The organism is Haliea sp. (assembly GCF_040221975.1).
Lineage (GTDB): Bacteria > Pseudomonadota > Gammaproteobacteria > Pseudomonadales > Halieaceae > Haliea.
Genome location: NZ_JAVJWR010000033.1, coordinates 44,391 through 67,376 on the forward strand (window position 1 = coordinate 44,391; position 22,986 = coordinate 67,376).

The window sequence follows — 22,986 nt, forward strand, 5'->3', positions numbered from 1 at the left end:
AGTTGGATTGTCGCATCTGGTGCAGGCCACGCGGGCAGGGGCGAGTCACGGGCTCGCCCTAATGGGACTCATTATCCTTGCCTGTATCATAAAATACCCAAGCCTACGTTTCGGTGGGGACTACGCGGCAGCGACGGGCCAGACCCTCATCGAAAGCTATCGCAAGCAAGGCCGATGGGCGATAGTGATATACGCGCTATTTGAAGTCGGCGGTGCCGCGTTTGTGATAGCAGCAATTACGCTGTTTCTCACGGGGCTGGTGCACAGTGCCCTTGTGCCGCAGTTACCGGGTGTGGCTGTCAGTGCAGGCCTTCTCTCAATAATTACCGCTCTTCTTATCAGCGGGAAATATCGCCTCCTTGAGAGTATGACGACGGTCATGGTCGTGCTTTTCACGATACTCATTCTTGTTGCAACAAGTCTAGCCACACCAAGGTTATTCCAAAGTCCGCTAGTCTTCCTGCCACCAATGATAGACGGTACGCTGGTGCTGTATTTGCTCCCTTTAATTGGATTCATGCCAACCACACCGACGGCATCGGTCATGCAATCACTGTGGACGGTCGCTAAATATGAAGGACTGGCCGCTAGAGATAGCCGGGGGGTCCGCTTAGACTTCGATATTGGCTACATCACGACGTGTTTTTTAGCGTTGTGCTTTATAGTGCTCGGCGCTGCTTTACTCCATAACAACGGCATAGTAATTGAAAAATCTAACATAGGCTTTGCTGAGCAACTGCTGCAGGTCTTCACTGATGTGTTGGGTGCTTGGACCTTTCCTATTGTCGCTGGAGCAGCGTTTCTTGTTATTTTTTCGACCTTGATTACCGTAGTAGACGGCTTGACGCGGGTTTCTGTCGCGCTTTGGCATATGGTGAAAAGTCCTGCTTATGAACAAACCGAAGTGCAACGTTACAGAGTAACGATGATCATACTGTGTTCTGCGGCTTTCACCGTCATCGTCGGTTTTGCGAAATCCTTTACGGTCCTAATTGATTTTCTGGGCTTAATAACCTTTTTGATTGGCCCATTCATCGCATGGTTGAACCATAGAGCCATGTTCGATAGCAAGACCGCACTTTCTTATTATCCTGGCGGCTTCCTGCGTGTATGGAGCTTATTGTCGATCGCAGCGCTTCTTGGGCTAGGGCTGACATACCTGATATTCCGCTTGAAGTAGGGCATGTGTTCAACGGGTATTGGCAAATTAAGTCATCCAGATCGCAGAAATCTGCTGTCGACGCTCAAGGCACCGCCCAACTCCGTTGACTGAACGCTCTTACCCTAAGATCTCGGTAACACCGGGGTAAAACCAGAAACCGCGACAGAAAGACGTGGTGGTCCTGTCGTTGGCGGCGTCGGCCTTTGGTGTTGGGGGCAGGAATGAGCCAGGTGGCGGCATCAAGATCAACATGGGACCACTCGGCTTGCATCAGCTCCCCGATGCGGCACAGCGTGCTGAGACAGATCCACATGGCTAGCTGAATGCGTCTTCCAATCGGCTTCGCCCCCTTGAATTTCTGACCAGGGGGCAGGGCGGCATAGTCGCTATCCAGCGGGGCGAAGATGGCATGCAAGAGGTCGACGGTTCGATCCCGTCTAGCTCCACCAGACAAACCCTCTTTCTCATCTGGCACAGAGGGTTTTTTATGGTCAGAACAAGTAGTACGCAAACACGTAGACCATCAGCAGCAGCACGATCCACAGCGCCGTGGTGCCGATCTCCCAGGAACGCCCCAGGGGTCCTGCGTGGTCCATGGTGTTGCGGGCAGTGCTGGTAACGGCTATAGAGGCCTGGGCGAAACGGGATTGTAAGGCGCTGACCAGTGGCGATCCGATCCGGGCCCCAAAGCGAGTCAGTAGCGGCAGGCCCTTGCGCCAGAGCCAGTCCACATCCAGCGAAATGGTCAAGGTGCGCTGCATCCAGGGCAACAGCAGGAAGAACGCGAGACCCGAGAACAACAGCAGTTGCAGGTAAAACAGCACTTTGCCTGCCTTGTAGGGCTCGTAGTCAACGGCGTAGGGCAAGAGCGGGTAGAGCAGTTGCGGGAAGACCCCCAGCAGGATACAGAGGCCGGCGAAGAACAGCATCGCCAGGGTCATGTTCCAGGGTGCATCCTTGGGACGCAGCCCGGAATCCTTCTGGAAGAATACGAACCAGGGGAACTTGATACCGGCGTGCAGGAATACCCCGGCAGAAGCCGCGGCCAGCAGGAAGTACACCAACACCAGCCCCTCGTCGATGGAGGCCTGGGAAATCATGGTCTTGGTCGTGAACCCCGAAGTGAGCGGGAAGCTGGAGATTGCCAGGGCCCCGATCATGCCACACCACATGGTGACAGGCATGGTACGGAACAGGCCACCGACATCGGTACACAGGTGCATGCCGGTGCGCATCACCACAACCCCCGCGCTCATGAACAGCAGCGCCTTGTAGATGATGTGGGCGAAGGCGTGGGCGGCGGCGCCGTTGATCGCCATTTCCGTACCGATGCCCACAGCGCAAACCATGAAGCCCACCTGGTTGACGATGGAGAAGGCCAGAATGCGGCGGATGTCGTTTTCCAGCAGGGCATAGATGATGCCGTAGAAGATCATGAATACGCCGACCCAGATCAGGACCGACTCACCCGGGAACAGCAGGATCAAGGCGAGTATCGCAGTCTTGGTGGTGAAGGCCGACAGGTATACCGAGCCGGTGGGGCTGGCGTTTGGGTAGGCGTCGGACAGCCAGGCCGACAGCGGCGGCGCGGCTGCGTTGATCAGGACGCCAATCAAAATCATCCAGGTATTGAAGTCATTGGCCTGTAGCGGCCGTACATCCAGTGACCCGGTACTGATCAGCAAGCCTTCAATACCTACCTTGAGAATGACGCCGCCCAGAAGGTGCATGATGGCATAGCGTATGCCGGCGGCGCGCGCCTTTTCCGTGCCACCGCACCATACAACGACAGTGGAAAAGAGGGCCATCAGTTCCCAGAATACAAACAGGGTGAGCAGGTCGCCGGCGAAGCAGACGCCGACCGCACCGGCGGCGTAAAACTGGGCTGCCACCAGTTCCGTGCGCCGGGCATCGTTGAAGGCGAATACGGCACCGGTGGCCGACATGATGGCAAAGATGGTGGCAAAGAGCCGGCGTACCGGGCTGCCCTCCACCAGTTCCAGGGGGTAACCCAGGAAGGCGCCTTCAAGGCTCACTCCGTCCGGAACCTGCCAGATCCCGTACAGACACAGCAGCGGAGCGCCGATCACTACAAAGGCGCGCAGCCGGCGCGAACCGATGGCGGCGGTCAGCAGCGCCCCCGCAATCAAGGCAAGGGCAGGTGGCAGGACTTCAAACATCGTAGTAGTTGTCCGGACGTTTCAGGAACACGGCGAGCAACTTGGCCCCGAAGACCATCAGGACGCAGCTGAAAAACCCGAACAGGGCGCCGAAGCCAAACCAGCCGTCGATGCCGAAGTGGCCCTTGACGGGCACCAGCCATTGCAGAGCCACGGTCACTGCGAGCATCGTGTAACCGATGATCCACAGCCAGCGGATAGTGCCGGGTCGGGTAAGCCAATGATTGTCGGGTGAGTTCATAACGGCAGACTCTCTACCAACTGGGATTCAAGATCCAGCAGGGGCTGGTTGAAGAAGAAAAATCCGATGGTCAGGGCGGCGGTGACGCCGAGCGCCAACAGCATGGCTGGCGGCGCCTCGCCGTGGTTCATGTCTACGTCCGGCGCGTCTGGGGCCAGCCAGGCGAAGTAGATAATCGGCAGGAAGTACATTGCATTCAGGACCGTGCTGGCAATGATGGTGAAGATCGCCAGGTAGTTTTCCGCCTGGAAGGCGCCGGCCAGGATAAACCACTTGGAGACAAAGCCGACGGTGGGAGGCACGCCAATCATGCTCAGGGCACCGATGGTGAAGGCCGCCATGGTAATGGGCATACGCCTGCCGATGCCCGCAAGTTGCCACAGCTCGGTCTTGTGGGCAGCGGTATAGATCGCTCCGGCGGCGAAAAACAGGGTGATCTTGCCAAAGGCGTGGGCCGCGATATGCACCGCCGCACCAATCTCCGCCAGCGGCTTCAGGATCACGGTCGCCATGATGACGTAGGAGAGCTGGGCGATGGTAGAGTAGGCCAGCATCCGCTTCAGGTTGGTCTGATACAGCGCCACAACGCTGGCGCTGATAATGGTAAACGCCGCAATATATTGTAGCCATTGGGCACTGGGCTGGCTGAACAGGAAGTCGACACCGAATATGTAAATAATGATTTTGGTAACGCAGAAGACGCCGGCCTTGACCACCGCGACCGCGTGCAACAGGGCGCTGACCGGCGTCGGTGCCACCATGGCTGCCGGCAGCCAGCGGTGCACCGGCATGATCGCGGCCTTGCCCACACCAAAGACAAACAGGCCCAGTAGCAGCCCCACCGCGGGCCCGGGTACATTGCCCTGAATGATCCCTCCGAGAGTGAAGGTGGTGGTGCCGGTGGCGACGTAGGTCCAGATGATCGCCGGCAGCAGCAGGCCGATAGAGGTTCCGATCAGGATGCCGAGGTAGACACGAGCGGAGGCTATGGTCTTGGGGTCTCCCTTGTGTGCTACCAGCGGGTAGGTCGAAAGGGTGAGGATTTCGTAGAACAGGAACAGGGTGAACAGGTTGTCGGCCAGGGCGATCCCCATTGCCGCGGCGATAGCCAGCGCAAAACAGATATAGAACCGGGTCTGGTGTTTTTCCCTGTTGCCGCGCATGTAGCCGATCGAGTAGATGGTATTGATAATCCACAGGAACGAGGCAATACAGGCAAACATCATCCCCAGCGGCTCCAGGGACAGCGCCAGAGTCAGGCCCGGCAGCGGTTCCGACAGGATAATGTGGGGGCGGGCGCCGGCCGACACTTCCGGGAACCAGGAGAACACCACAACGGCCAGCCCCAGCGCGGTGAGCACGCTGACGGTTTCCCGGACGTTGGGCCAGCGTGCAGTACAGGCGATGCCGATCGCCCCAAGCAGTGGCAGCAGCAGAATCACTGGCAGGGTGTTCGCGCCCATCAGTGCAGGCCTCCAAGCAGGGTGCCGGTGCCGCTCTGGGCCAGCGCCAGCGGCAGCTGCGGGAACAGACCGAAGTAGACATTGCTGAGGGCTGCCACCCAGATCAACGCTCGCAGCGGCAGGGCAACTTCCATGGTCCCGGTTTCCCCATTGGGCGCTTCGCCGTAATAGGCGGCCTCAATAAACTTCCACAGGTACACCACGGCCATCAGGGAGCTGGCAATGATGGCGATCACCAGCGGTATACCCCAGCCCGGCACCTCCATCACGGCGACCACCAGGTACCACTTGCTGACAAAGCCGGCAGTGCCGGGGACGCCTATGAGGCTCAGGCTGGCGAGGACAAAGGCGGCCATGGTCCAGGGCATGCGGCGGCCTATCCCGTGCAGATCGGTGATGGTCGCGCTGCGTGAGGTGAGCACAAAGGCCAGCACGCACAGGAACAGGGTGCCCTTGGCGAGCGCATGATTGAACATGTGCAGCAGTGCTGCCATCAAGCCAGACTGGGAGGCCAGGCCCGCGGCCAATGCTATGTAGCTGATCTGCGCCACCGAAGAGAAGGCCAGCATCTTTTTGACGTTGCCCTGGTAAATGGCTATCGCCGAAGCCAGCAGGATACCCGACAGCGCCAGGGGAATAATGAACACGGTGAACAGGTCGGAATGGCCGAGCAAGTTGCCGTGGAATACCGCGTAGTTGAAGCGCAGCAAGACGTAGATGGAAACTTTGGTGGAGCAGGCGGCAATGAACACGGTAACCGCGTTGGGTGCGTAGGTGTAGGCGCGGGGCAGCCAGATGTGCAGAGGGAATATGGCCGCTTTCAGCGCCAGGCCGATGGTGATGAAGCCGGCGGCAATGATGATCGGGCGCGTTTCTATGACATCGTTCAAGCGCAGGGCCATGTCGGCGAAATTCAGGGTGCCGGTCATCATGTAGATGAAGCCGACGCCGATCAGGTAGAACGTGGCGCCGATAGTGCCGATGATCAGGTACTTGAATACCGCCGACAGCGCGCGCCGGTCGCGCCCCGCGGCGATCAGGATATAGGTGGCCAGGGATGAAATTTCCATGAACACGAAAACGTTGAAGGCATCGCCGGCGACGGCGATGCCGCAGAGCCCGGCCATGGCGATCAGCCACGCCCCGTAGAACATGGGAGCCCGGCGGTTGTCGATATCCAGGCGAAGAGATTGGCGGCCCCCGGCCAGCGCCAGGGATGAGGCGCCGGTGATCAGCAGCAGGACCAAGGCACTGAGGCCATCAACTGTCAGGGCGATACCGAACGGCGGCTGCCAGCCACCTACGGCGTACTGCTGGGTGCCGGTCTCCAGTACCGTTATGGTCAACAGGATCGCCAGCCCCAGCGATGCCAGGCTGGCGATTAGTGCGGCCAGCCAGGCCAGGAAGCCAGCCCGCAACAAGATCACCAGTGGGGCGGTCAGTAACGGCAGGGCGACCTGCAGCGCCGGCAGGTGGTCGGCCAGATTCACGCGTTGCGGTCCATCGCCAGGATTTCATTGTCTTCTATGGTGCCGTACTCCTCGTACAGGCGCACCACGATGGCAAGCCCCAGGGCTGTGGTGGAAATGCCCACCACTATCGCAGTCAGGATCAGCACCTGCGGTAACGGGTTGGAATAGATCTGGTTGTCCACGCCAGCCTGGATGATGGGCGCGGTGCCATCATCGATCTTGCTCATGGTAATGAAGAACAGGAATACGGCGGACTGGAAGATGGCCAGCGCCATGATTTTCTTGACCAGGTTCTGTCTGCTGATAAGGGTGGCAAGGCCAATCATCAGCAGTACCGCGAACACCCAATAATTGAAAAGGCCCAGCAGTTTCATGGTGAATCAGTCTCTGGCAGAAAAAGCGTGGAAAATGGACAACAGGACACCGGTAACAGTCAGTCCGACGCCCAGCTCTATGACAATGATGCCGATGTGCTGGCCGAGCACCGGATCTTCCGCGAGTACCGAGTAGTCGAGGAAGTTGCCGCCCATGGCAATGCCGGCAATACCGACGGAGCCGTAGAGCAGGGCGCCACCGGCGCTCATCCAGAGCAGTACCCGCGGCGGAATGACCGCCAGCGTAAGGCGCTCCCCACGGACCAGTGAGAACAGGATGATACCGGCGACAAAGATGGCTCCCGCCTGGAATCCGCCGCCCGGACTGTATTCCCCGTGGAACTGAATGAACAGGGCAAACAGCAGAATAAAGGGTACCAGCAGGCGCGCCATGACCTTGGGGATCAGGTGCTTGCTCAGACCCTCCTCGACATTGCTGTCGAGTCGTGAAAAGGGCCTGCCCCGGCCGCCACCCAGCAGGAACATGACGCCGATACCCGCAGTCAATACCACGAACACTTCGCCCAGGGTGTCGTAGCCACGGTAGCTTGACAGCACTGCGGTTACGATATTGGGGATGTCCACCAGTTCAGGTGTATTTTCGATATACCAGGGAGCGACGTGCTGCTGGGCTGGTGCAGTGGGGTCACCCAGAGTGGGTTGGCCAAAGCTCGCATAGATCATCAGCAGGGCGACGGCTGCTATCACCACCACCGAGAGGGTACTCAGGGAACGCCCCTTGGCCTCGGTGGACGGGGTCAGGCGCAGGCCCGCCAGCAACAGTACAGTGGCCACGCCGGCACCTACCGCGGCTTCGGTCAGCGCCACATCGGCCGCGTCCAGCAGGAAAAAGTTCAGAGCCATGAGCAGGCTGAAAATGCCGGACAGCATCACCGCCGAGAACAGGTCGGTCGCGCGCACAATGGCAATGGCAGTTATAACCAGCAAGGACAGGAGGAAGACTCCGATTAGCAGGGTAGTCACTTTGCGTCCTCCTGTTCCCCGGTGTCTATCTTGGGCCCTTTGCTCTCCATCCCTTCGGGGCGCAATCCGGCCAACAACGCGGCGTTGGCAAGCGCGTAGCTGGCGGTGGGTGAGGTGACCATCAGGAACAGCATGACCGCCGCCAGTTTCACCGTTACCAGAGACAGCCCGGCATGGAACATTAGCCCGCCGAGGATCAGCACTGGCCCCAGCGAGTCCGTCAGGCTGGCGCCGTGGATTCTGGTGTAGAAGTCGGGCATGCGCAACGCGCCGATGCCGCCGGCGAGTACAAAAAGACTGCCGCTAACCACCAGCAGCGCCGAGAGCAGTTCCAGGATGTCGTTCATTCCCTGTCGCTCTCCGGTGCCTGGCTGTGGTCTGTGGCTGCCGCACGATGTTGTTCCCGCAGCCGGCTTTCGTGTACGAACCAGAGCACCGCGAGTACGCCAATAAAGTTGATCAAGGCGTAGGCCAGGGCCAGGTCAAGGAAGTCTGTGCGACCCATGGCGAAGGCCATGACGGCAATCAGGAGCACGGTTTTGGTGCCGAACATGTTTACCGCTAGCACCCGATCGTAGACGCTGGGCCCCAGCAGCGCGCGTGCCAGCGCCAGGGCCATGGTGACCAGAATGGCGATTGCGGCGACCAGCAGCATCAGTTCGGATCCACGGCCGCAACACGTCGGATCATGGCGCCGGTCTCAAGGTCTCTTGCAGTTGCTGCCGTCAGACAGTGGGCGGTAATCTTGTTGTCGTCAATATCGATGGTCAGGGTTCCCGGAGTCAGCGTTATGGAATTGCCCAGCAGGGTCAGGGCGAACTTGCTGGAAGCCTTGGCGTCCACCTCTACGATCGTCGGTGACAGGGCGGACAATGGCCCCAAAACCATGCGCAGTACCTGTATGTTGGAAACAATCATCTGGCCCAGCAGCCATATCCAGTAGATGGGTACTCGGTAATACAGCGCCCAACCGTGGGTCTCTTGATCAGGGCGCGCCATGCGGTGCGTCAGCCACGCCACCAGGCAACAGGAAGCGATGCCCAGTTGCAGGACAGGCGTCTTGTACAGGCCGCCCCAAAGTAACCATACGATAAACAGGGCTATGACTGCGAGCAGCGGTCGCAACAGGCGCATAGAATGATAGCTCTTGCCGACAAAGCGGGAATCATACCTTAACGATGCGAGAATATGCCACCTGTCGCGTCCTGGACGGCTCCGCCAGTGCACAGGCGATCAGGTTTTTCATGCTAGACTGGCAGGCAAATTTGCCGCCGGAATCCTGTTTATGAAAGTACCGCCTCGCCTGCAGCCCCTGGTTGAGGACGGCCTGGTCGATGAGGTGCTCTACCCCCTCATGAGTGGCAAGGAGGCCGATATATTCGTGGTCCGCTGTGGCGGCCGCACCCGCTGTGCCAAAATCTACAAGGAGGCCTACAAGCGCAGCTTCAAGAAAGCTGCCGCGTACACCGAGGGACGCAAGGTGCGCAACAGCCGCCGGGCCCGGGCCATGGAGAAGGGCTCCAGCTATGGCCGCAAGCAACAGGAAGAGACCTGGCAGAACGCGGAGGTCGATGCCCTGTACCGGCTCGCCCGCGCCGACGTCCGTGTGCCCGAACCTTTGGGTTGTTTCGACGGTGTGCTGCTCATGGAGTTGATCACCGATGAGAGCGGGGACGTCGCCCCGCGTCTGGCGGATGTCACCATGTCTCCGGAGCAGGCACTGGAAGACCATGCTCAGATGCTGCGCTATGTGGTGCGCATGCTTTGTGCCGGGGTGATTCACGGCGACCTGTCGGAGTTCAACATTCTGGTGGATCCGGACGGCCCGGTGGTTATAGACCTGCCCCAGGCAGTCGATGCTGCTGCCAACAACAACGCCCGCAGCATGCTGTTGCGCGACGTGCGAAGAGTGACGGACTACTATGGTCTGTTCGCCCCCGAGTTGCTCACTACCCGTTACGGTGAGGAGATCTGGGAGCTGTTCGAGGAGGGGGAGCTCACCCCGGAACACGTTCTGACCGGTGTCTCCGCGGAAGATGAGACTCCCGCTGATCTGGATGCGGTAATGCTGGAGATCCGCGCTGCGCTGCAAGAGGAACAGGACCGCCTGCAGCGGATCAGGGACGCCGAGGAGGACGATTAAGCCGTGATCCGAGCCGCACGGGGGGGCGACCTGCCGGACCAGATTTATTCCCTCCTGGTAGAGGAAGAGGACGCGCGTGTCTGCCGCGATATCCCTGACTCTGCCTGCCATGAGCAGCCCCGGGCTTTCATCCTGCAGTTGTCGGCCCAAACCCTCACCAAGATTGGCGATGCCCTGACCAGTAGCCGCCTGGTACTGGCGTGGATGCTGTCGGCGCTCGGTTCCCCGGCTATTTTCATTGCCCTGCTGGTGCCCCTGCGTGAATCCCTGTCTCTTATGCCGCAGCTGTTCGTGGCCCAATTCGTGCGCGAACATGCTGTACGCAAAATGTTCTGGGTCTGGGGCAGCGTGGTCCAGGGGCTGGCGCTGGCGCTGATGGTGCCCGCGGTGTTGCTGTTGCGCGGGTTCGCCCTGGGCCTGGTCGTGGTAACCCTGCTGGCAATCTTCAGTCTGGCGCGCGGTGTCTGCTCGGTTGCAGCCAAGGATGTTCTCGGCAAGACCATATCCAAGTCACGACGCGGACGTCTCAGCGGTCTCTCGGCCTCTGCCGCGGGAGCCGTTACGCTTGCCGTGGCGGTGTTATTGCTGCTCTTCCCCGGCCTCGCGGGGCAGGGCTCGGCAGGGAGTGCCAGCTTGTTCGCAGTTATCCTGGGGCTGGCGGCGCTGCTGTGGTTGGCCGCAGCGGCGGTCTACGCCGCTGTGCCCGAGGTGCCCGGCGCGACGGAGGGCGGCTCGAATGCCATCATCGAGGCTCTGCGCAGCTTGAGCCTGTTGCGCAGTGATCAACAGTTCCGCGATTTCGTCATTGCCCGCATGCTCCTGATCAGCTCTGCTTTTGCGATTCCCTACATAGTCGTGTTGATTCAGCGTGCAGCCGAGGGCCAACTGCTGGGTTTCGCCGCGCTGTTGCTGGCGGAGGGTGCCGCTGGGCTGTTGTCGGCGCCATTCTGGGGGCGCTGGTCTGATGTTGGTGCGCACAGGGTAATGGCAGCCGCTGGCGCCTTGTCGGTGGTGGTAATGTCTGTGGCGCTGGGTCTGCACTGGCTGCTGCCGGAGACGATTGGCATGGTGTTGGTGGCGTCGTTATTGCTGTTTGGCGCGGCGGTTGCCCATCAGGGCGCGCGGGTCGGCCGCAAAACCTACCTGGTGGACATGGCTACCAGCGACAATCGTGCCCAGTATACTGCGGTCAGTAATACTGTGATCGGCCTGTTCCTGTTTTCCGGCGCCGGCCTGGGCGTTATCGATGCGGTCTACGGGACTGCCTCGGTATTGCTGTTCCTGGCGCTGACCGGTGTGCTGGCGGTGTGGCGCAGCCTGTCCCTGCCCTCCGTGTCCGACTGATTCCCGCCAACCTTCTGTGCAGAGAGAACCCGCATGATCAGACGACTGCTATTGAGCTTGCTGCTCGCGACCACCGGGGCAACCGCCCAGGCGCAAATCCTGCGTGTGGGTGTGACCCCGGAGCAGCCGCCGCTGGCATTTCGCGACGGCGAACGGATAGTCGGTCTTGAAGCCGACAATGCCCGCGCGGTCGGCGAAATTATCGGCCGCGGCGCCCGGTTGCTGGCAATGGCCTCTTCCGAGCTGATTCCGGCGCTGGAGCAGGGCCGGATCGATGTCATCATGTCGGGCCTGTCCGTGACCCCGGAGCGCGCCGCGCGAGTGCAGTTCGTGGAGCCTTACCTGCAAGCCGGGCAGATGGCGATCATGCAGATCAATCGGGTCAGTCGTTTGGGTCAGCCATGGGCGATATACCGCGAAGGTATCCGCATCGCTGTGGTCACCGATAGCGCCGGTGAGGCCTTTGCCCGCCGCGATCTCGACGATGCCACAGTACTGGCCTATCCCGGTGTGCCAGAGGCGCTCGCCGCGTTGCGTGCGGGAGAGGCAGACCTGTTCGTGCACGATGCGGCGACCAGCTGGCTGCTGGCAACCTCGGATGCCTACGCCGACCTGATCAGCCAGAACCACCTGCTGACCGAAGAGCCGCTGGCCTGGGCGGTGCGCCCGGACGACCCGGCGCTGGCGGCTGAGCTGGCGCGGGCGCTGTCGATGATGCGCCGCAACGGCACCCTGGACTACATTGTCGACCGCTGGATCCCGGTTCGGCCCGAGGCGCCGCGGGGGAATTGATCAGCCGGGGAAGTTGTACTCATGGCCCCAGTGGTCACCCTCGGTGCTGACGGTTGGCGTATAGTTGTCCCAGTCGACCAGCAGGCCGTCATAGCCATACTCCACCGCGATACCACCCGGCGCCAGCACATAAAAGGAACACATGTTGTCGTTCACATGGCGGCCCAGACTGGCGAGGATGTTGTGGCCGGCCGCCTTGGCGCGATCGAGGCCCCGGCCCACTTCGTCCAGCGTGCTCACTTCCACCATGATGTGGACGACGTCGCCGGGATAGGGGTGGTTGTACAGGGCCAGGGAGTGCTGGCGCGGGTTGTCCGCATGCAGGAACAGGATTTTGGTTTCCGGTGCGCCCTCCGGCATCGGCGGGTAGAGTTCGTCGCTGACCCCGAGGCCGAGCAGGTCGGTGTAGAAGCTGGCCGCCGCATCCATGTCCGGCGTCGGCAGTACCGCGTGGCCGAAGCCCATGTCGCCGGTATACTCGTCGCCGGTGATGAAGCGTTTGACGCCGGTGGGTGATATCAGGGGCGCATAATCCAGGCGGCGACCGTAGTACAGTTCCAGGGTATTGCCACAGGGATCTTGCAGGGTGACGAATGCGGTCACGCAGCGTCGCGCCGCCGCGGCAGCATCGCCGTCCTCCAGGGTGTGGCCGGCATTGCGCAAGCGCTCACACAGATCCAGCCAGGCGCTGCGGTCGCGGCACTCCAGGCCCGCCGCGAGCAAGCCGTCAGTCTCTGCCGGCTCCAGCATGAACCGGAACGGGTGGTCATCCATGCGCAGGAAACGGGCACCCGCGGCGTCTTCCCGGCCCGCATCCATCAGGCCCAGTATCTCTGTGCCAAAGGTCATCCAGGCGGCCGTGTCAGTGGCGGCGATTCTCAGGTAGCCGATGCTGGCGATACTCATGCGGGTCTCTCCTCGGTGTGTTTTTGCGGTCTGTCGTCATCTTAAGCGGCTTTGCCCTGTGCGCACAAAGCCTGCCGCAGGAGAGCCGGGGTCTGGTATAAACAGGGAAACCCGCAGGCACTCGCCCGGCGGTGATCAGATATGTCACTGGCAGTTGCTGCATTGCGTCATTGAGCCGGGAGGGGCGCTGTTGAATACTCCGTGCTTCACACAGGCAGGGAGCGTCAGCATATGGCAGCTGCGGAAACACTGAGCCAGAACTTCGAGTTGGGATTTACCTATACCCGCTCCACCGGTCCCGTGGTGGGGAAGTTTCTCACCGGCCTGAGAGTTGGCAGGGTGTACGGGATTCGCGGCAGTGACGGCCGCGTGCTGGTACCCCCGGCGGAATACGATCCAGTGACCGGCGCGGCGCTCGACGAGTTTGTCGAAGTCGGGCAGGAGGGACGCCTGCTCAGCTGGTGCTGGGTGAGCGAGCCGCGGGAAGCGCATCCCCTGCAGCAGCCGTTTGCCTGGGCCATGGTGCAGCTGGATGGCGCCGATGTGGCGATGATCCACTGCCTCGAAGCACCCTCCGCAGAGGCGGTCACGAGCGGCGCCCGGGTAGCAGTCAGCTGGGCCGCTGAGCGCCAGGGCTTTATCACCGATATCCGTTGTTTTACCCTGCTGGGAGGAGCCGCGTCATGAGCGAGCCACAGGCCGATGTCACCGGCATCAAGGCCCCCGTATACCTCAAGTACCGGTTTACCGCCGGCAGCGCACCAGCGCGCTTCCTGGGTCGCCTCAAGGAAGGGGTTCTCACCGGCCAGCGCTGCCCCCGCTGCAGCAATGTCTACATACCGGCGCGGGGTTCCTGCCCCGCCTGCGGCGTGCCCACGGAAGAAGAGGTGGTGCTGTCCGACAAGGGTACGATCCAGTCCTTCACCATCGTCTCGATCCCGATCCCCGGCAACCCGATCGAGCCGCCGTATATCGTCGCCAATATCGTCCCCGACGGTGCCAACATCTCCTTCATTCACCTGCTCAGCGAGTGCGTGAATGAAGAGGTGCATATCGGCCAGCGCGTCCAGGCGCTGTGGAAGCCGGCGGAAGAGTGGGGTTACGCGATGGACAATATTCTTTACTTCCGGCCGCTGGATGAACCGGATGTACCCGTGGACAGGATCGGCAAGCTGCCGGTCACCGGACTGGAGGGCTAGAGCGTGCGCGAGATTGCCATTGTCGCCTATAGCCAGTCGCCCTGCGTCGCCGACGCGGGCGCCACCAATGAGGTCGAATTGATCATGCCCCAGCTGCAGGCGGTGTACAGCCAGCTGGGCCTGGCCAGCGCCCAGGATGTCGATTTCGTCTGCTCCGGCAGCTGCGACTACCTGCAGGGTGCCGCGTTCGCCTTTGTCGCCGGGGTCGATGCCCTGGGTGCGGTGCCGCCGATCAAGGAGTCCCATGTCGAGATGGATGCGGCCTGGGCGCTGTACGAGTCCATTCTCAAGATCCGCATGGGTCACGCCGATTCGGCGCTGATCTACGGTTTTGGCAAGTCCTCGCCGGGCGAGCTGCCCATCGTTTTGTCGCAACGCCTGGACCCTTACTATCTGGCCCCACTGTGGCTGGACACCGTATCCCTGGCGGCGCTGCAGGCACGGTTGATGCTGGAGCAGGGGCTGCTCAGCGAGCGCGACATGGCCGCTGTGGTGGCGCGCTCCCGGCGCAACGCCATGGACAACCCGCTGGCGCAGCTGGCGGGGGAGTTCACTGTCGAGGAACTGCTGGCGGAGGAGGCCTTTGTCGCACCCCTGCGGCGCGCCGACTGCTGCCCGGTGTCGGACGGGGCCGCGGCGATGGTCATCGCCACGGTGGAGCAGGCGCAAGCCTGGGGCGCGCCCTACGCGCGCATTACCGGCATTGATCATCGCATCGAGAATCACAACCCCTGCCTGCGCGACCTGACGGACTCGGTGTCTACCCGGCAAGCCGCCGCTGCCGCGGGCGTTCACCGGGGCCCGGTGGATGTGGCGGAAATCTACGCGCCGTTCAGTCACCAGGAAATCCTGCTGACACGGGCACTGGGGCTGGGCGACGATACCGTCGTCAATCCCGGTGGTGGCGTACTTGCAGGCAACCTGATGATGGCCTCTGGCCTGGCCAGGGTGGGCGAGGTATTCCGCCGGATAATCAATGGTGAGGCCGGGCGCGGAGTGGCACATGCCACCAGTGGCCCCTGCCTGCAACACAACCTGGTCGCTGTACTGGAGGGCGCGTAATGGCTGAATGGGCTGCAGTGGTCGGGATTGGCCAGACCCGCTATAAAACCCGGCGCAGCGATGTGTCGATCGCCGGCCTCCTGCGCGAGGCGGTGGATCGGGCGCTGGCGGATGCGGATGTGACTTTCGATGACATTGACGCGGTGATTATCGGCAAGGCGCCGGACATGTTCGAAGGCGTGATCATGCCCGAGAGCTATCTGGCCGATGCCCTTGGGGCGATGGGCAAGCCCATGATGCGGGTGCACACCGCTGGTTCCGTGGGTGGCTCCACTGCCATTGTGGCCGCCTCGCACGTGCAGAGCGGTACCTTCAAGCGGGTGCTGACGGTCACCTTCGAGAAGCAGTCGGAATCCAACGCCATGTGGGCCCTGTCCACGCCGCAGCCATTCTCGGTGCATCTCAATGCGGGTGCGGGCGGTTATTTTGCGCCAATCATTCGCGAGTACATACGCCGTTCCGGGGCGCCGGATGATATCGGCATCAAGGTGGCGGTGAAGGACCGGCGCCACGGTGCCCGCAATCCGCTGGCGCACCTGCAACTGCCGGATATCACCGAACAGGAAGTGCGCGATTCGATGATGCTGTGGGACCCGCTGCGTTTCCTTGAAGCCTGCCCTTCCTCGGACGGCGCCTGCGCGATGGTGATCGCCGCGGAGGACAGCATTACCGGCAGCAAGCCGCCAGCCTGGATTCGCGGCGTGGCGATGCGCTCCGAGCCCACCATGTACGCGGGACGGGAGGAAGTGAGTCCGCAGGCGGGGCGCGACTGCGCCGCGGATGTCTACGCCCAGGCCGGGATCACCAATCCACGGCGCGACCTGGACTGCGCGGAAATCTACGTACCGTTCAGCTGGTACGAGCCCATGTGGCTGGAAAACCTGGGCTTTGCCCCCGAAGGCGAGGGCTGGAAACTGACTCTCGAGGGTGCGACTTCGCTGGACGCGGGCGGTGACATTCCCTGGAACTGCTCCGGCGGCGTTCTGTCTTCCAATCCCATAGGCGCCTCCGGCATGATCCGCTTTGCGGAAGCGGCGCGACAGGTGCGCGGTGATGCCGGGGACCATCAGGTCGAAGGCGCACGGTTGGCCATGGGCCACGCCTACGGCGGCGGCGCCCAGTTTTTTGCCATGTGGATCGTGGGCGCTGACAAGGGCTGAAGGGTAGACTTATGGCAAGGCACTTCAACATAGCGGACATGTTCGAACTGGTAGCGGACAAGGTCCCCGAGCGTACCGCGCTGGTTTGTGGCGCCCAGCGTGCCACCTACGCGCAGCTGGAACAGCGCGCCAATGCCCTTGCGCACTATCTGCGGGAGCATGGCGTGGGCGCGGGCGACCATGTCGGCCTGTACCTGTACAACTGCAACGAGTATCTCGAGGGCATGCTGGCCTGTTTCAAGTTGCGTGCGGTGCCGATCAATATCAATTACCGCTATGTCGAGGAGGAGCTGTCGTACATCTTCAACAATGCGGACCTGGTGGCCTGCATTCACCACCGGGAGTTTGCGCCCCATATCGACGCCGTGCTTGCCAGCTCTCCAGAGCTGAAGACGTTGGTGCATGTCGACGATGACAGTGGCGCCGATGCCGCCGCCATCGGCAGCACTGCCTATGAGGACGCGCTCGCGGGCCACAGTGCCGCACGGGATTTTCCCGAGCGTGCCGATGACGACCTGTTCATTCTCTACACCGGCGGCACCACCGGCATGCCCAAGGGAGTGATGTGGCCGCACAAGAGCGTGTTCCATGCCGCCATGGGCGGCGGTGGCTACTTTCATCCGGACGGGGTGATTACCGAGCCGGAGCAGATTGCCGACCGGGTCGGAGACTTCGCGATAGTTGGCATTGCCCTGGCGCCGTTGATGCACGGGGCCTGCTGGTGGTATGCCTGTATCCAGCTGTTGTCGGGCAACCTGCTGGTGCTGAATCCGGCACACCACCTGGTGGGTGAGGATGTGTGGGATATCGTCGAACGGGAAAAGGTCAACTCCATCACCATCGTTGGCGACGCCATGGCAGTGCCGCTGCTCGATGCACTCGAAGCCAACCCCGGACGCTGGGACCTGAGCTCGGTGTTCGCCGTGGGCTCCGGCGGCGCGGTCTTCTCCGCCAGCAAGCAGGAGGCTTTCCGCCGTCACCTGCCCAATATCATGATTCGCAACAGCTTCGGTTCCTCCGAGTCGGGCGCCATGGGCGCTGACAGCGGCGGCAAGGCGGGGCAGGGCCTGGGCAATATTGTTCGCGACCCGTTCATGTCCGTCGTGGCTGAAGCGCAAGACGGCACGCATTTTCACGTCGAACCCGGCGCCAGGGGCATCTTTGCCCGCAGCGGCCATATTCCGGTCGGTTACTACAATGACCCGGTGAAGACGGCGCAAACCTTTGTGCCGGTGGATGGCAAGACCTGGCTGCTGACCGGGGACGAAGCACAGCTGGAAGAGGACGGCACCATCACCGTCTACGGCCGCGGTTCCAACTGCATCAACAGTGGCGGCGAGAAGATTTTCCCGGAGGAGGTGGAGCAGGCCCTGAAAAATCACCCGGCGGTATTCGACTGCCTGGTGGTGGCGACACCGGATGAGCGCCTGGGCAGCAAGGTCACCGCTGTTGTCGCCACGCGCGAGGGCCACGCCCTTGACCTGCAGGCACTGCAGGAAGAGGCCCGCAAGCATATCGCCGGCTACAAGGTGCCGCGTGAATTGCACATCGTCGCCGAGGTGCCACGCGCGCCCAGCGGCAAGCCCGCCTATCCCAGGGCCCTGGAAATCGCCCTGTCCGGCCAGTGCCGGGCGGGCTAGCAAGGAGTGACAAACGTGCAGGAACTCGATATCAGTACTCCCAGCTGCCTGGTGCAGCAGGAAGAGGGCGTCCTGGTGGTAACCCTGAACCGTCCGCAGGCGAAAAATGCCTTCAACCCCGCCATGCTGCTGGGTCTGTACCGGGCCTGGCGCCGGCTGGAGGAAGACAGCAGCCTGCGATGCGCGATTCTCACCGCCAATGGCAGCACCTTCTGCGCGGGCATGGATCTGAAAGCCGGTGCCGACGGCGATCACGGCGCCAGTGAGGAATTCATGGCGCTGATGGGGGACGTCCCCAACCTGCACTGGCAAGCCCTGCTGCGGGACAATCGCCCCAACAAGCCGCTGATCCTTGCGGTGGAAGGCTATGCCCTGGCCGGGGGCACCGAGATCCTGCAGGGTACCGATATCCGCGTCGCCGCGGACAACGCCATCTTCGGCGTTACCGAGGTTGCCCGTGGCCTGTATCCCATGGGTGGCTCCACGGTGCGTCTGCGGCGGCAGATTCCCTACTGCCTGGCGGCGGAGATGCTGCTCTGCGGCGAGCACATCACTGCGCAACAGGCGCTGAATTGGGGCCTGGTCAATCGCCTGGTGCCGCCGGGGCAAACCCTGGCGGTAGCGCGGGAGTACGCCGCGCGAATTTGTGCCAACGCGCCGTTGGCGGTCGCTGCGGTGACCCGCTCCCTGCGCGAACACCAGGAGTGCATGGCGGAAGACGAAGCCATGCTGGCCTCTGATACTCTGGCCGGGCCGGTGTTTGCCTCCGCCGATGCGAAGGAGGGCATGCGCGCTTTCCGGGATAAACGGCCGCCGCAATTTCGCGGCGAATAGTCCCGCCGGCACTTGTCAGCCACCGGCGCGCTGGCCTGTTGCGGTCGGGCTGCGCATAATGGCGACTCACACTCTGACGGAACCCCTTGATGTCTGATCATGCCCACGCTTTCAGTACTGTTGTCCGCGAGCGCCGCTCCCTGCGCGCCTTTCTCCCCGACCCGATACCGAGCGCAGAGCTGACGGCGATATTCGAGGACGCCGCCCGCGCACCCAGCAACTGCAATACCCAGCCCTGGGTCGTGCACGTGGTTTCCGGGGCCAAACTGGAAGAACTGAGGGAGACTCTGCCCGGCGAGCTCCTGGCGGGTCGCATCAGCATGGATTTCCCCTACGACGGAGTTTACGAGGGGGTGTACAAGACTCGCCAGCACGCTGCCGCACAGGCGCTCTACAACGCCATGGGCATCCCGCGGGAGGACAAGGCCAGTCGGCAGCAAGCCTTCATGCGCAACTTTACCTTCTTCGATGCGCCCCACGTTGCCTTCCTGTTCCTGCCCGAACCCTTTGGTCTGCGCGAGGCCTGCGACCTGGGCATGTTTGCGCAGACCCTGATGCTGGCACTGACAGCCCGCGGTTTCGGCTCCTGCCCGCAAACGGCGCTGGGGTTCCAGGCGGACCAGTTGCGGGCAGCGCTGGCGGTGGATCCCTCACACAAGCTGATGTTCGGGATCTCCTTCGGCTATCCGGATCCGCAAGCTGCGGCAAACCAGTGCGTGACCGAGCGGGCGTCGCTGGATGACTTCGTGATTTTCCACAGCTGAGGGCGGGCCGATGGAATCCGTACTTTTACAGGAGCAGCGCGGCCGGGTACGGGTACTGACCCTGAACCGCCCGGCCAAGAAAAATGCCATCAACGATGCCCTGTGGGTGGCCATCCGTGAAGCCTTCAGGGACGCCGCCGAGGACCCGCAGGTTGCCTGCGTGCTGTTGACCGGCGCCGGCGACAGCTTCAGTGCCGGCGTCGATCTGGCGAGTTTTGGCGGTACTGCTGGCGATGAGCCCCACCCGTTCGAGAGCGCCGCGCGGGCGGTGGCGGAGTTTGACAAGCCGCTGGTCATTGCCGCCAGAGGCGTCGCCGTTGGCGGTGGGGCCACCGTGCTGTTCCACGCGGACATGGTCTATGCGGGGCAGAGCCTGCGTCTGCGGCTGCCGTTCGCCGCCCTGGGCCTGGTGCCCGAGTGGGCCAGCAGCTACATGCTGCAGGCCAATATCGGCGCCCAGCGGGCCGCGGAACTGTTCTACACCGCCGACTGGGTCGACGCCGCCCGCGCCCACGAGCTGGGAATCGTGGCCGAGGTCCTGCCGGATACGGAATTGCTGGATCACGCTTTCGCCCGCGCCGAAGCTGTCGCTCAATGGCCGGTCAGTTCCCTGCGCGAAATCAAGCGCTGTCTGCGCATGCATCACCAACACAGCATTGATGCTGCCTTCGTGGCCGAGCAGGCCGCCATGGTGCGCCAGGCAGGGTCTGCGGATAACATCGAGGCGCTAACGGCGTTTTTCGAGAAGCGGCCGCCGCGCTTCGTCTGAGTCAGTGGCGAGTGCTCAAGGCTGGACGAACTCGGTCACTTCCAGGCTGAAACCGGAGAGGGCATTGAAGCGCACCGGCGCCGACATCAGGCGCATCTGGCCGATGCCGAGGCGCTTCAGAATCTGCGCTCCGGTGCCGATCACCCTATAGTTGCCGATACCGCCGGTGCTGCTGCCGGTGACGGTCGGTGGGGCCGGGAACTGGAGTACATCCGCAAGCGCCTGGGCGGCGGTGACCGGCTGCCCGATCAGGACCAGCGCGCCACTGCCTTCACGGGCGATGCGCTCCAGGGCGCGACGACAGGACCAGCCGGGCGCCTGGTCCTCGATCACCGTGCCGATGACGTCGCGCAACATGCTGACGGTCTGCACACGCACCAGGGTGGCGGTGTTCTCCCCCAGGGTGCCCCGGGTCAGGGCGAAGTGCAGGGTGTCGTCGATCAGGTCGCTGAAGGTATGCAGCTGGAATTCGCCGAATTCAGTGTTGACGGTTTTGCTGTCACTGAGGTCGATGGACTGTTCGTGCAGCGAGCGGTACTCGATCAGGTCGGCGATGGTGCCCATGCGCAGGCCGTGGCGTTCGGCAAATACTTCCAGTTGTGGCCGCCGCGCCATGGTGCCGTCTTCGTTCATGATCTCCACGATCAGGGCCGCGGGTTCGAAGCCGGCCATGCGTGCCAGATCGACGCCGGCTTCGGTGTGGCCGGCCCGGCGCAGGACCCCACCGGGCTTGGCAACCAGCGGGAAAATGTGCCCCGGCTGGATGATGTCCACCGGCCTGGCATCCGCTGCCACGGCCTTGCGCACAGTGTGCGCGCGCTGCACCGAGCTGATCCCCGGCCCCTTGCGCTCCGCTGCATCGATGGACACGGTGAAGTTGGTTTCGTGTTGGGAACGATTGTCGCGCACCATCAATGGCAGTTGCAGCTGCCGCGCCCGCTCTTCCGTGAGCGGCATGCAGATCAGGCCGCAGGCTTCGCTGGAAAAAAAGGTGATGATCTCGGGAGTTACTGCTTCCGCAGCGACAATCAGGTCGCCCTCGTTCTCGCGGTCTTCGTCATCCATCAGGATGACCATCTTCCCGGCGCGAATATCGTCGAGGATGTCGGGAATACTGCTCAGTGCCATGGGGCGCCTCGGAACTGGCGGGCGCAGGGCCCGCCGTTTCAGTCTCAGATCAGTTCAATCGCAACTGCGGTGGCCTCGCCGCCACCGATGCACAGGGCGGCAACGCCGCGCTTCTTGCCCAGCTTCTGCAGGGCATACATCAGGCTGACGATGATCCGTGATCCGGTAGAGCCGATGGGGTGGCCCTGGGCGCAGGCACCGCCGTGGATATTGACCTTGTCGTGATCCAGCCCGAGATCCTGCATCGCCAGCATGGTCACCATGGCAAAGGCTTCATTGATCTCGAACAGGTCCACATCGGCCGCGGTCCAGCCGGTCTTGGCAAACAGCTTGGTGACCGCGCCAATGGGGGCGATGGTGAATTCCGACGGGTGCTGGCTGTGGCGGGCGTGGGCGACAATGCGGGCCATGGGCTTGAGGCCGCGCTCTTCCGCCTGGCTGCCGCTCATCAACACCAGGGCACTGGCGCCGTCGGAGATCGAACTGCTGTTGGCGGCGGTTATCGTGCCATCGGCGGCGAAAGCCGGACGCAGGTTGGGGATTTTGTCGATCGCGGCCTTGTGTGGCTGCTCGTCGTCGCTTACCACGGATTCACCGGCGCGGGTAGTGATCGTCACCGGTGCGGTTTCCGCTTGCAGTGAACCGTCTTCGATGGCGCGTTTGGCGCGGGTCAGGGACTCCACGGCGAAGGCGTCCATCTGCTCCCGGGTCAGGCCGCGGGCATCGGCGGTTTCCTGGGCGAAGCTGCCCATGGCGCGACCGCTGTCGGCGTCCTCCAGGCCGTCCACAAACATGTGGTCCAGCATTTTGGCGTGGCCCGTGCGCACTCCGCCGCGGGCGCCCGGCAGCAGGTGCGGGGCGTTGCTCATGCTTTCCATGCCGCCGGTGACAACGACCTGGTTGGTGCCGGCGACAATGCTGTCAAAGCCGAAAATGGTCGCCTGCATGCCGCTGCCGCAGAGCTTGTTCAGGGTGACCGCGCCGGCGGCGTCGGGGATGCCGGCGCCGCGTGCGGCCTGCCGGGCAGGGCCCTGCTTGAGGCCCGCGGGGAGCACGCAGCCCATGAAGATTTCATCGACATCGTCAGCGGCAACGCCGCTGCGCGCCAGTGCGGCAGCGATGGCGGTGCTGCCGAGTTGCGCTGCAGTAAGGGTGGCGAGACTGCCCTGGAGGCCCCCCATGGGGGTGCGGGCACCGTTGATGATAACGACAGGATCATTGCTCATAGTGTATTTTCCGGCTGCTGGTTAGTGCGGTCGGGCGCAGCCTGTGCGGCCGCCTGCCCCCCTGAAACGGGGGCACATTAGGCCACAGACAGCCTTGTGACTCAAGCCGGCGGCCGGCAAGGCGGCTGGCTAAGTGCGGCTGG

General features: G+C 62.5%; 24 protein-coding genes. 12 read left to right on the plus strand and 12 right to left on the minus strand.

Annotated features, from left to right (window positions below):
* Nucleotides 1–61 precede the first annotated feature (61 nt).
* On the plus strand, nt 62–1,180 hold the full coding sequence (locus RLO07_RS15275) for a hypothetical protein (protein WP_462293004.1): 1,119 nt from the start codon (nt 62–64) through the stop codon (nt 1,178–1,180).
* A gap of 473 nt (nt 1,181–1,653) precedes the next feature.
* Here the strand turns inward: RLO07_RS15275 and RLO07_RS15280 are convergent, their stop codons facing one another.
* From RLO07_RS15280 to RLO07_RS15320, 9 genes are read right to left on the minus strand one after another with little or no spacing between them, the layout of a single operon-like run.
* Complete coding sequence (locus RLO07_RS15280; RefSeq protein WP_462293005.1) at nt 1,654–3,342, minus strand: Na(+)/H(+) antiporter subunit D; 1,689 nt, start codon at nt 3,340–3,342, stop codon at nt 1,654–1,656.
* Nucleotides 3,335–3,583, minus strand: a complete 249-nt coding sequence (locus RLO07_RS15285; RefSeq protein WP_462293006.1) for a hypothetical protein — start codon at nt 3,581–3,583, stop codon at nt 3,335–3,337. The genes RLO07_RS15280 and RLO07_RS15285 overlap by 8 nt, the downstream gene beginning before the upstream one ends.
* On the minus strand, nt 3,580–5,046 hold the full coding sequence (locus tag RLO07_RS15290; protein ID WP_462293007.1) for a proton-conducting transporter transmembrane domain-containing protein: 1,467 nt from the start codon (nt 5,044–5,046) through the stop codon (nt 3,580–3,582). The genes RLO07_RS15285 and RLO07_RS15290 overlap by 4 nt, the downstream gene beginning before the upstream one ends.
* Nucleotides 5,046–6,536 (minus strand): monovalent cation/H+ antiporter subunit D family protein, encoded by a 1,491-nt coding sequence (locus tag RLO07_RS15295; protein WP_462293008.1) that lies wholly within the window; start codon nt 6,534–6,536, stop codon nt 5,046–5,048. Before RLO07_RS15295 ends, RLO07_RS15290 begins: the two co-directional genes overlap by 1 nt.
* Nucleotides 6,533–6,892 (minus strand): cation:proton antiporter subunit C, encoded by a 360-nt coding sequence (locus RLO07_RS15300; RefSeq protein ID WP_462293009.1) that lies wholly within the window; start codon nt 6,890–6,892, stop codon nt 6,533–6,535. Before RLO07_RS15300 ends, RLO07_RS15295 begins: the two co-directional genes overlap by 4 nt.
* 6 nt (nt 6,893–6,898) lie before the next feature.
* The gene (locus tag RLO07_RS15305; RefSeq protein ID WP_462293010.1) at nt 6,899–7,876 is read right to left on the minus strand and encodes a DUF4040 domain-containing protein; all 978 of its coding nucleotides are present in this window, start codon (nt 7,874–7,876) and stop codon (nt 6,899–6,901) included.
* The gene (gene mnhG / locus RLO07_RS15310; RefSeq protein ID WP_462293011.1) at nt 7,873–8,223 is read right to left on the minus strand and encodes a monovalent cation/H(+) antiporter subunit G; all 351 of its coding nucleotides are present in this window, start codon (nt 8,221–8,223) and stop codon (nt 7,873–7,875) included. Before mnhG ends, RLO07_RS15305 begins: the two co-directional genes overlap by 4 nt.
* Nucleotides 8,220–8,531, minus strand: a complete 312-nt coding sequence (locus tag RLO07_RS15315) for a monovalent cation/H+ antiporter complex subunit F (protein ID WP_462293012.1) — start codon at nt 8,529–8,531, stop codon at nt 8,220–8,222. Before RLO07_RS15315 ends, mnhG begins: the two co-directional genes overlap by 4 nt.
* Nucleotides 8,531–9,010, minus strand: a complete 480-nt coding sequence (locus RLO07_RS15320; RefSeq protein ID WP_462293013.1) for a Na+/H+ antiporter subunit E — start codon at nt 9,008–9,010, stop codon at nt 8,531–8,533. Before RLO07_RS15320 ends, RLO07_RS15315 begins: the two co-directional genes overlap by 1 nt.
* A 151-nt stretch (nt 9,011–9,161) precedes the next feature.
* Between RLO07_RS15320 and RLO07_RS15325 the strand changes: the two genes are divergently transcribed.
* Genes RLO07_RS15325 through RLO07_RS15335 form a run of 3 tightly spaced genes read left to right on the plus strand, consistent with a single transcriptional unit; the run spans nt 9,162 to nt 12,155 of the window.
* Nucleotides 9,162–10,019 (plus strand): PA4780 family RIO1-like protein kinase, encoded by an 858-nt coding sequence (locus tag RLO07_RS15325; RefSeq protein ID WP_462293014.1) that lies wholly within the window; start codon nt 9,162–9,164, stop codon nt 10,017–10,019.
* A gap of 3 nt (nt 10,020–10,022) precedes the next feature.
* A complete protein-coding gene (locus RLO07_RS15330) occupies nt 10,023–11,363 on the plus strand; it encodes an MFS transporter (RefSeq protein WP_462293015.1) in 1,341 nt (446 codons plus the stop codon).
* A 33-nt stretch (nt 11,364–11,396) separates the two neighbouring features.
* Entirely contained in the window at nt 11,397–12,155 is a 759-nt protein-coding gene (locus tag RLO07_RS15335; protein WP_462293016.1) for a transporter substrate-binding domain-containing protein, read from the plus strand.
* On the opposite strand, the gene RLO07_RS15340 is transcribed toward RLO07_RS15335, so the two are convergent.
* Nucleotides 12,156–13,061: a VOC family protein gene (locus tag RLO07_RS15340; RefSeq protein WP_462293017.1), complete on the minus strand. Its 906-nt coding sequence runs from the start codon at nt 13,059–13,061 to the stop codon at nt 12,156–12,158.
* A 231-nt stretch (nt 13,062–13,292) separates the two neighbouring features.
* On the opposite strand from RLO07_RS15340, the gene RLO07_RS15345 reads away from it, so the two are divergent.
* The 8 genes from RLO07_RS15345 to RLO07_RS15380 all read left to right on the plus strand — a co-directional run bounded on the left by RLO07_RS15345 (nt 13,293) and on the right by RLO07_RS15380 (nt 20,489).
* Nucleotides 13,293–13,748: a Zn-ribbon domain-containing OB-fold protein gene (locus RLO07_RS15345; RefSeq protein ID WP_462293018.1), complete on the plus strand. Its 456-nt coding sequence runs from the start codon at nt 13,293–13,295 to the stop codon at nt 13,746–13,748.
* Nucleotides 13,745–14,260 (plus strand): Zn-ribbon domain-containing OB-fold protein, encoded by a 516-nt coding sequence (locus RLO07_RS15350; RefSeq protein ID WP_462293019.1) that lies wholly within the window; start codon nt 13,745–13,747, stop codon nt 14,258–14,260. Before RLO07_RS15345 ends, RLO07_RS15350 begins: the two co-directional genes overlap by 4 nt.
* A gap of 3 nt (nt 14,261–14,263) precedes the next feature.
* Nucleotides 14,264–15,322, plus strand: coding sequence for a lipid-transfer protein (locus RLO07_RS15355; RefSeq protein WP_462293020.1), 1,059 nt, complete (start codon nt 14,264–14,266; stop codon nt 15,320–15,322).
* Nucleotides 15,322–16,482, plus strand: a complete 1,161-nt coding sequence (locus tag RLO07_RS15360; RefSeq protein ID WP_462293021.1) for a thiolase domain-containing protein — start codon at nt 15,322–15,324, stop codon at nt 16,480–16,482. The genes RLO07_RS15355 and RLO07_RS15360 overlap by 1 nt, the downstream gene beginning before the upstream one ends.
* Before the next feature lie 11 nt (nt 16,483–16,493).
* The gene (locus RLO07_RS15365; RefSeq protein WP_462293022.1) at nt 16,494–18,122 is read left to right on the plus strand and encodes an acyl-CoA synthetase; all 1,629 of its coding nucleotides are present in this window, start codon (nt 16,494–16,496) and stop codon (nt 18,120–18,122) included.
* Nucleotides 18,123–18,137: 15 nt separating this feature from the next.
* Entirely contained in the window at nt 18,138–18,956 is an 819-nt protein-coding gene (locus RLO07_RS15370) for a crotonase/enoyl-CoA hydratase family protein (protein WP_462293023.1), read from the plus strand.
* 89 nt (nt 18,957–19,045) lie between these two features.
* Nucleotides 19,046–19,720, plus strand: coding sequence for a nitroreductase (locus tag RLO07_RS15375; protein ID WP_462293024.1), 675 nt, complete (start codon nt 19,046–19,048; stop codon nt 19,718–19,720).
* 10 nt (nt 19,721–19,730) lie between these two features.
* Nucleotides 19,731–20,489: an enoyl-CoA hydratase-related protein gene (locus RLO07_RS15380; RefSeq protein WP_462293025.1), complete on the plus strand. Its 759-nt coding sequence runs from the start codon at nt 19,731–19,733 to the stop codon at nt 20,487–20,489.
* 15 nt (nt 20,490–20,504) lie between these two features.
* On the opposite strand, the gene ribB is transcribed toward RLO07_RS15380, so the two are convergent.
* Both ribB and RLO07_RS15390 read right to left on the minus strand, forming a co-directional pair.
* Nucleotides 20,505–21,617, minus strand: coding sequence for a 3,4-dihydroxy-2-butanone-4-phosphate synthase (ribB, locus tag RLO07_RS15385; RefSeq protein WP_462293026.1), 1,113 nt, complete (start codon nt 21,615–21,617; stop codon nt 20,505–20,507).
* Between the two features lie 44 nt (nt 21,618–21,661).
* On the minus strand, nt 21,662–22,843 hold the full coding sequence (locus RLO07_RS15390; RefSeq protein ID WP_462293027.1) for an acetyl-CoA C-acyltransferase: 1,182 nt from the start codon (nt 22,841–22,843) through the stop codon (nt 21,662–21,664).
* Nucleotides 22,844–22,986 lie beyond the last annotated feature (143 nt).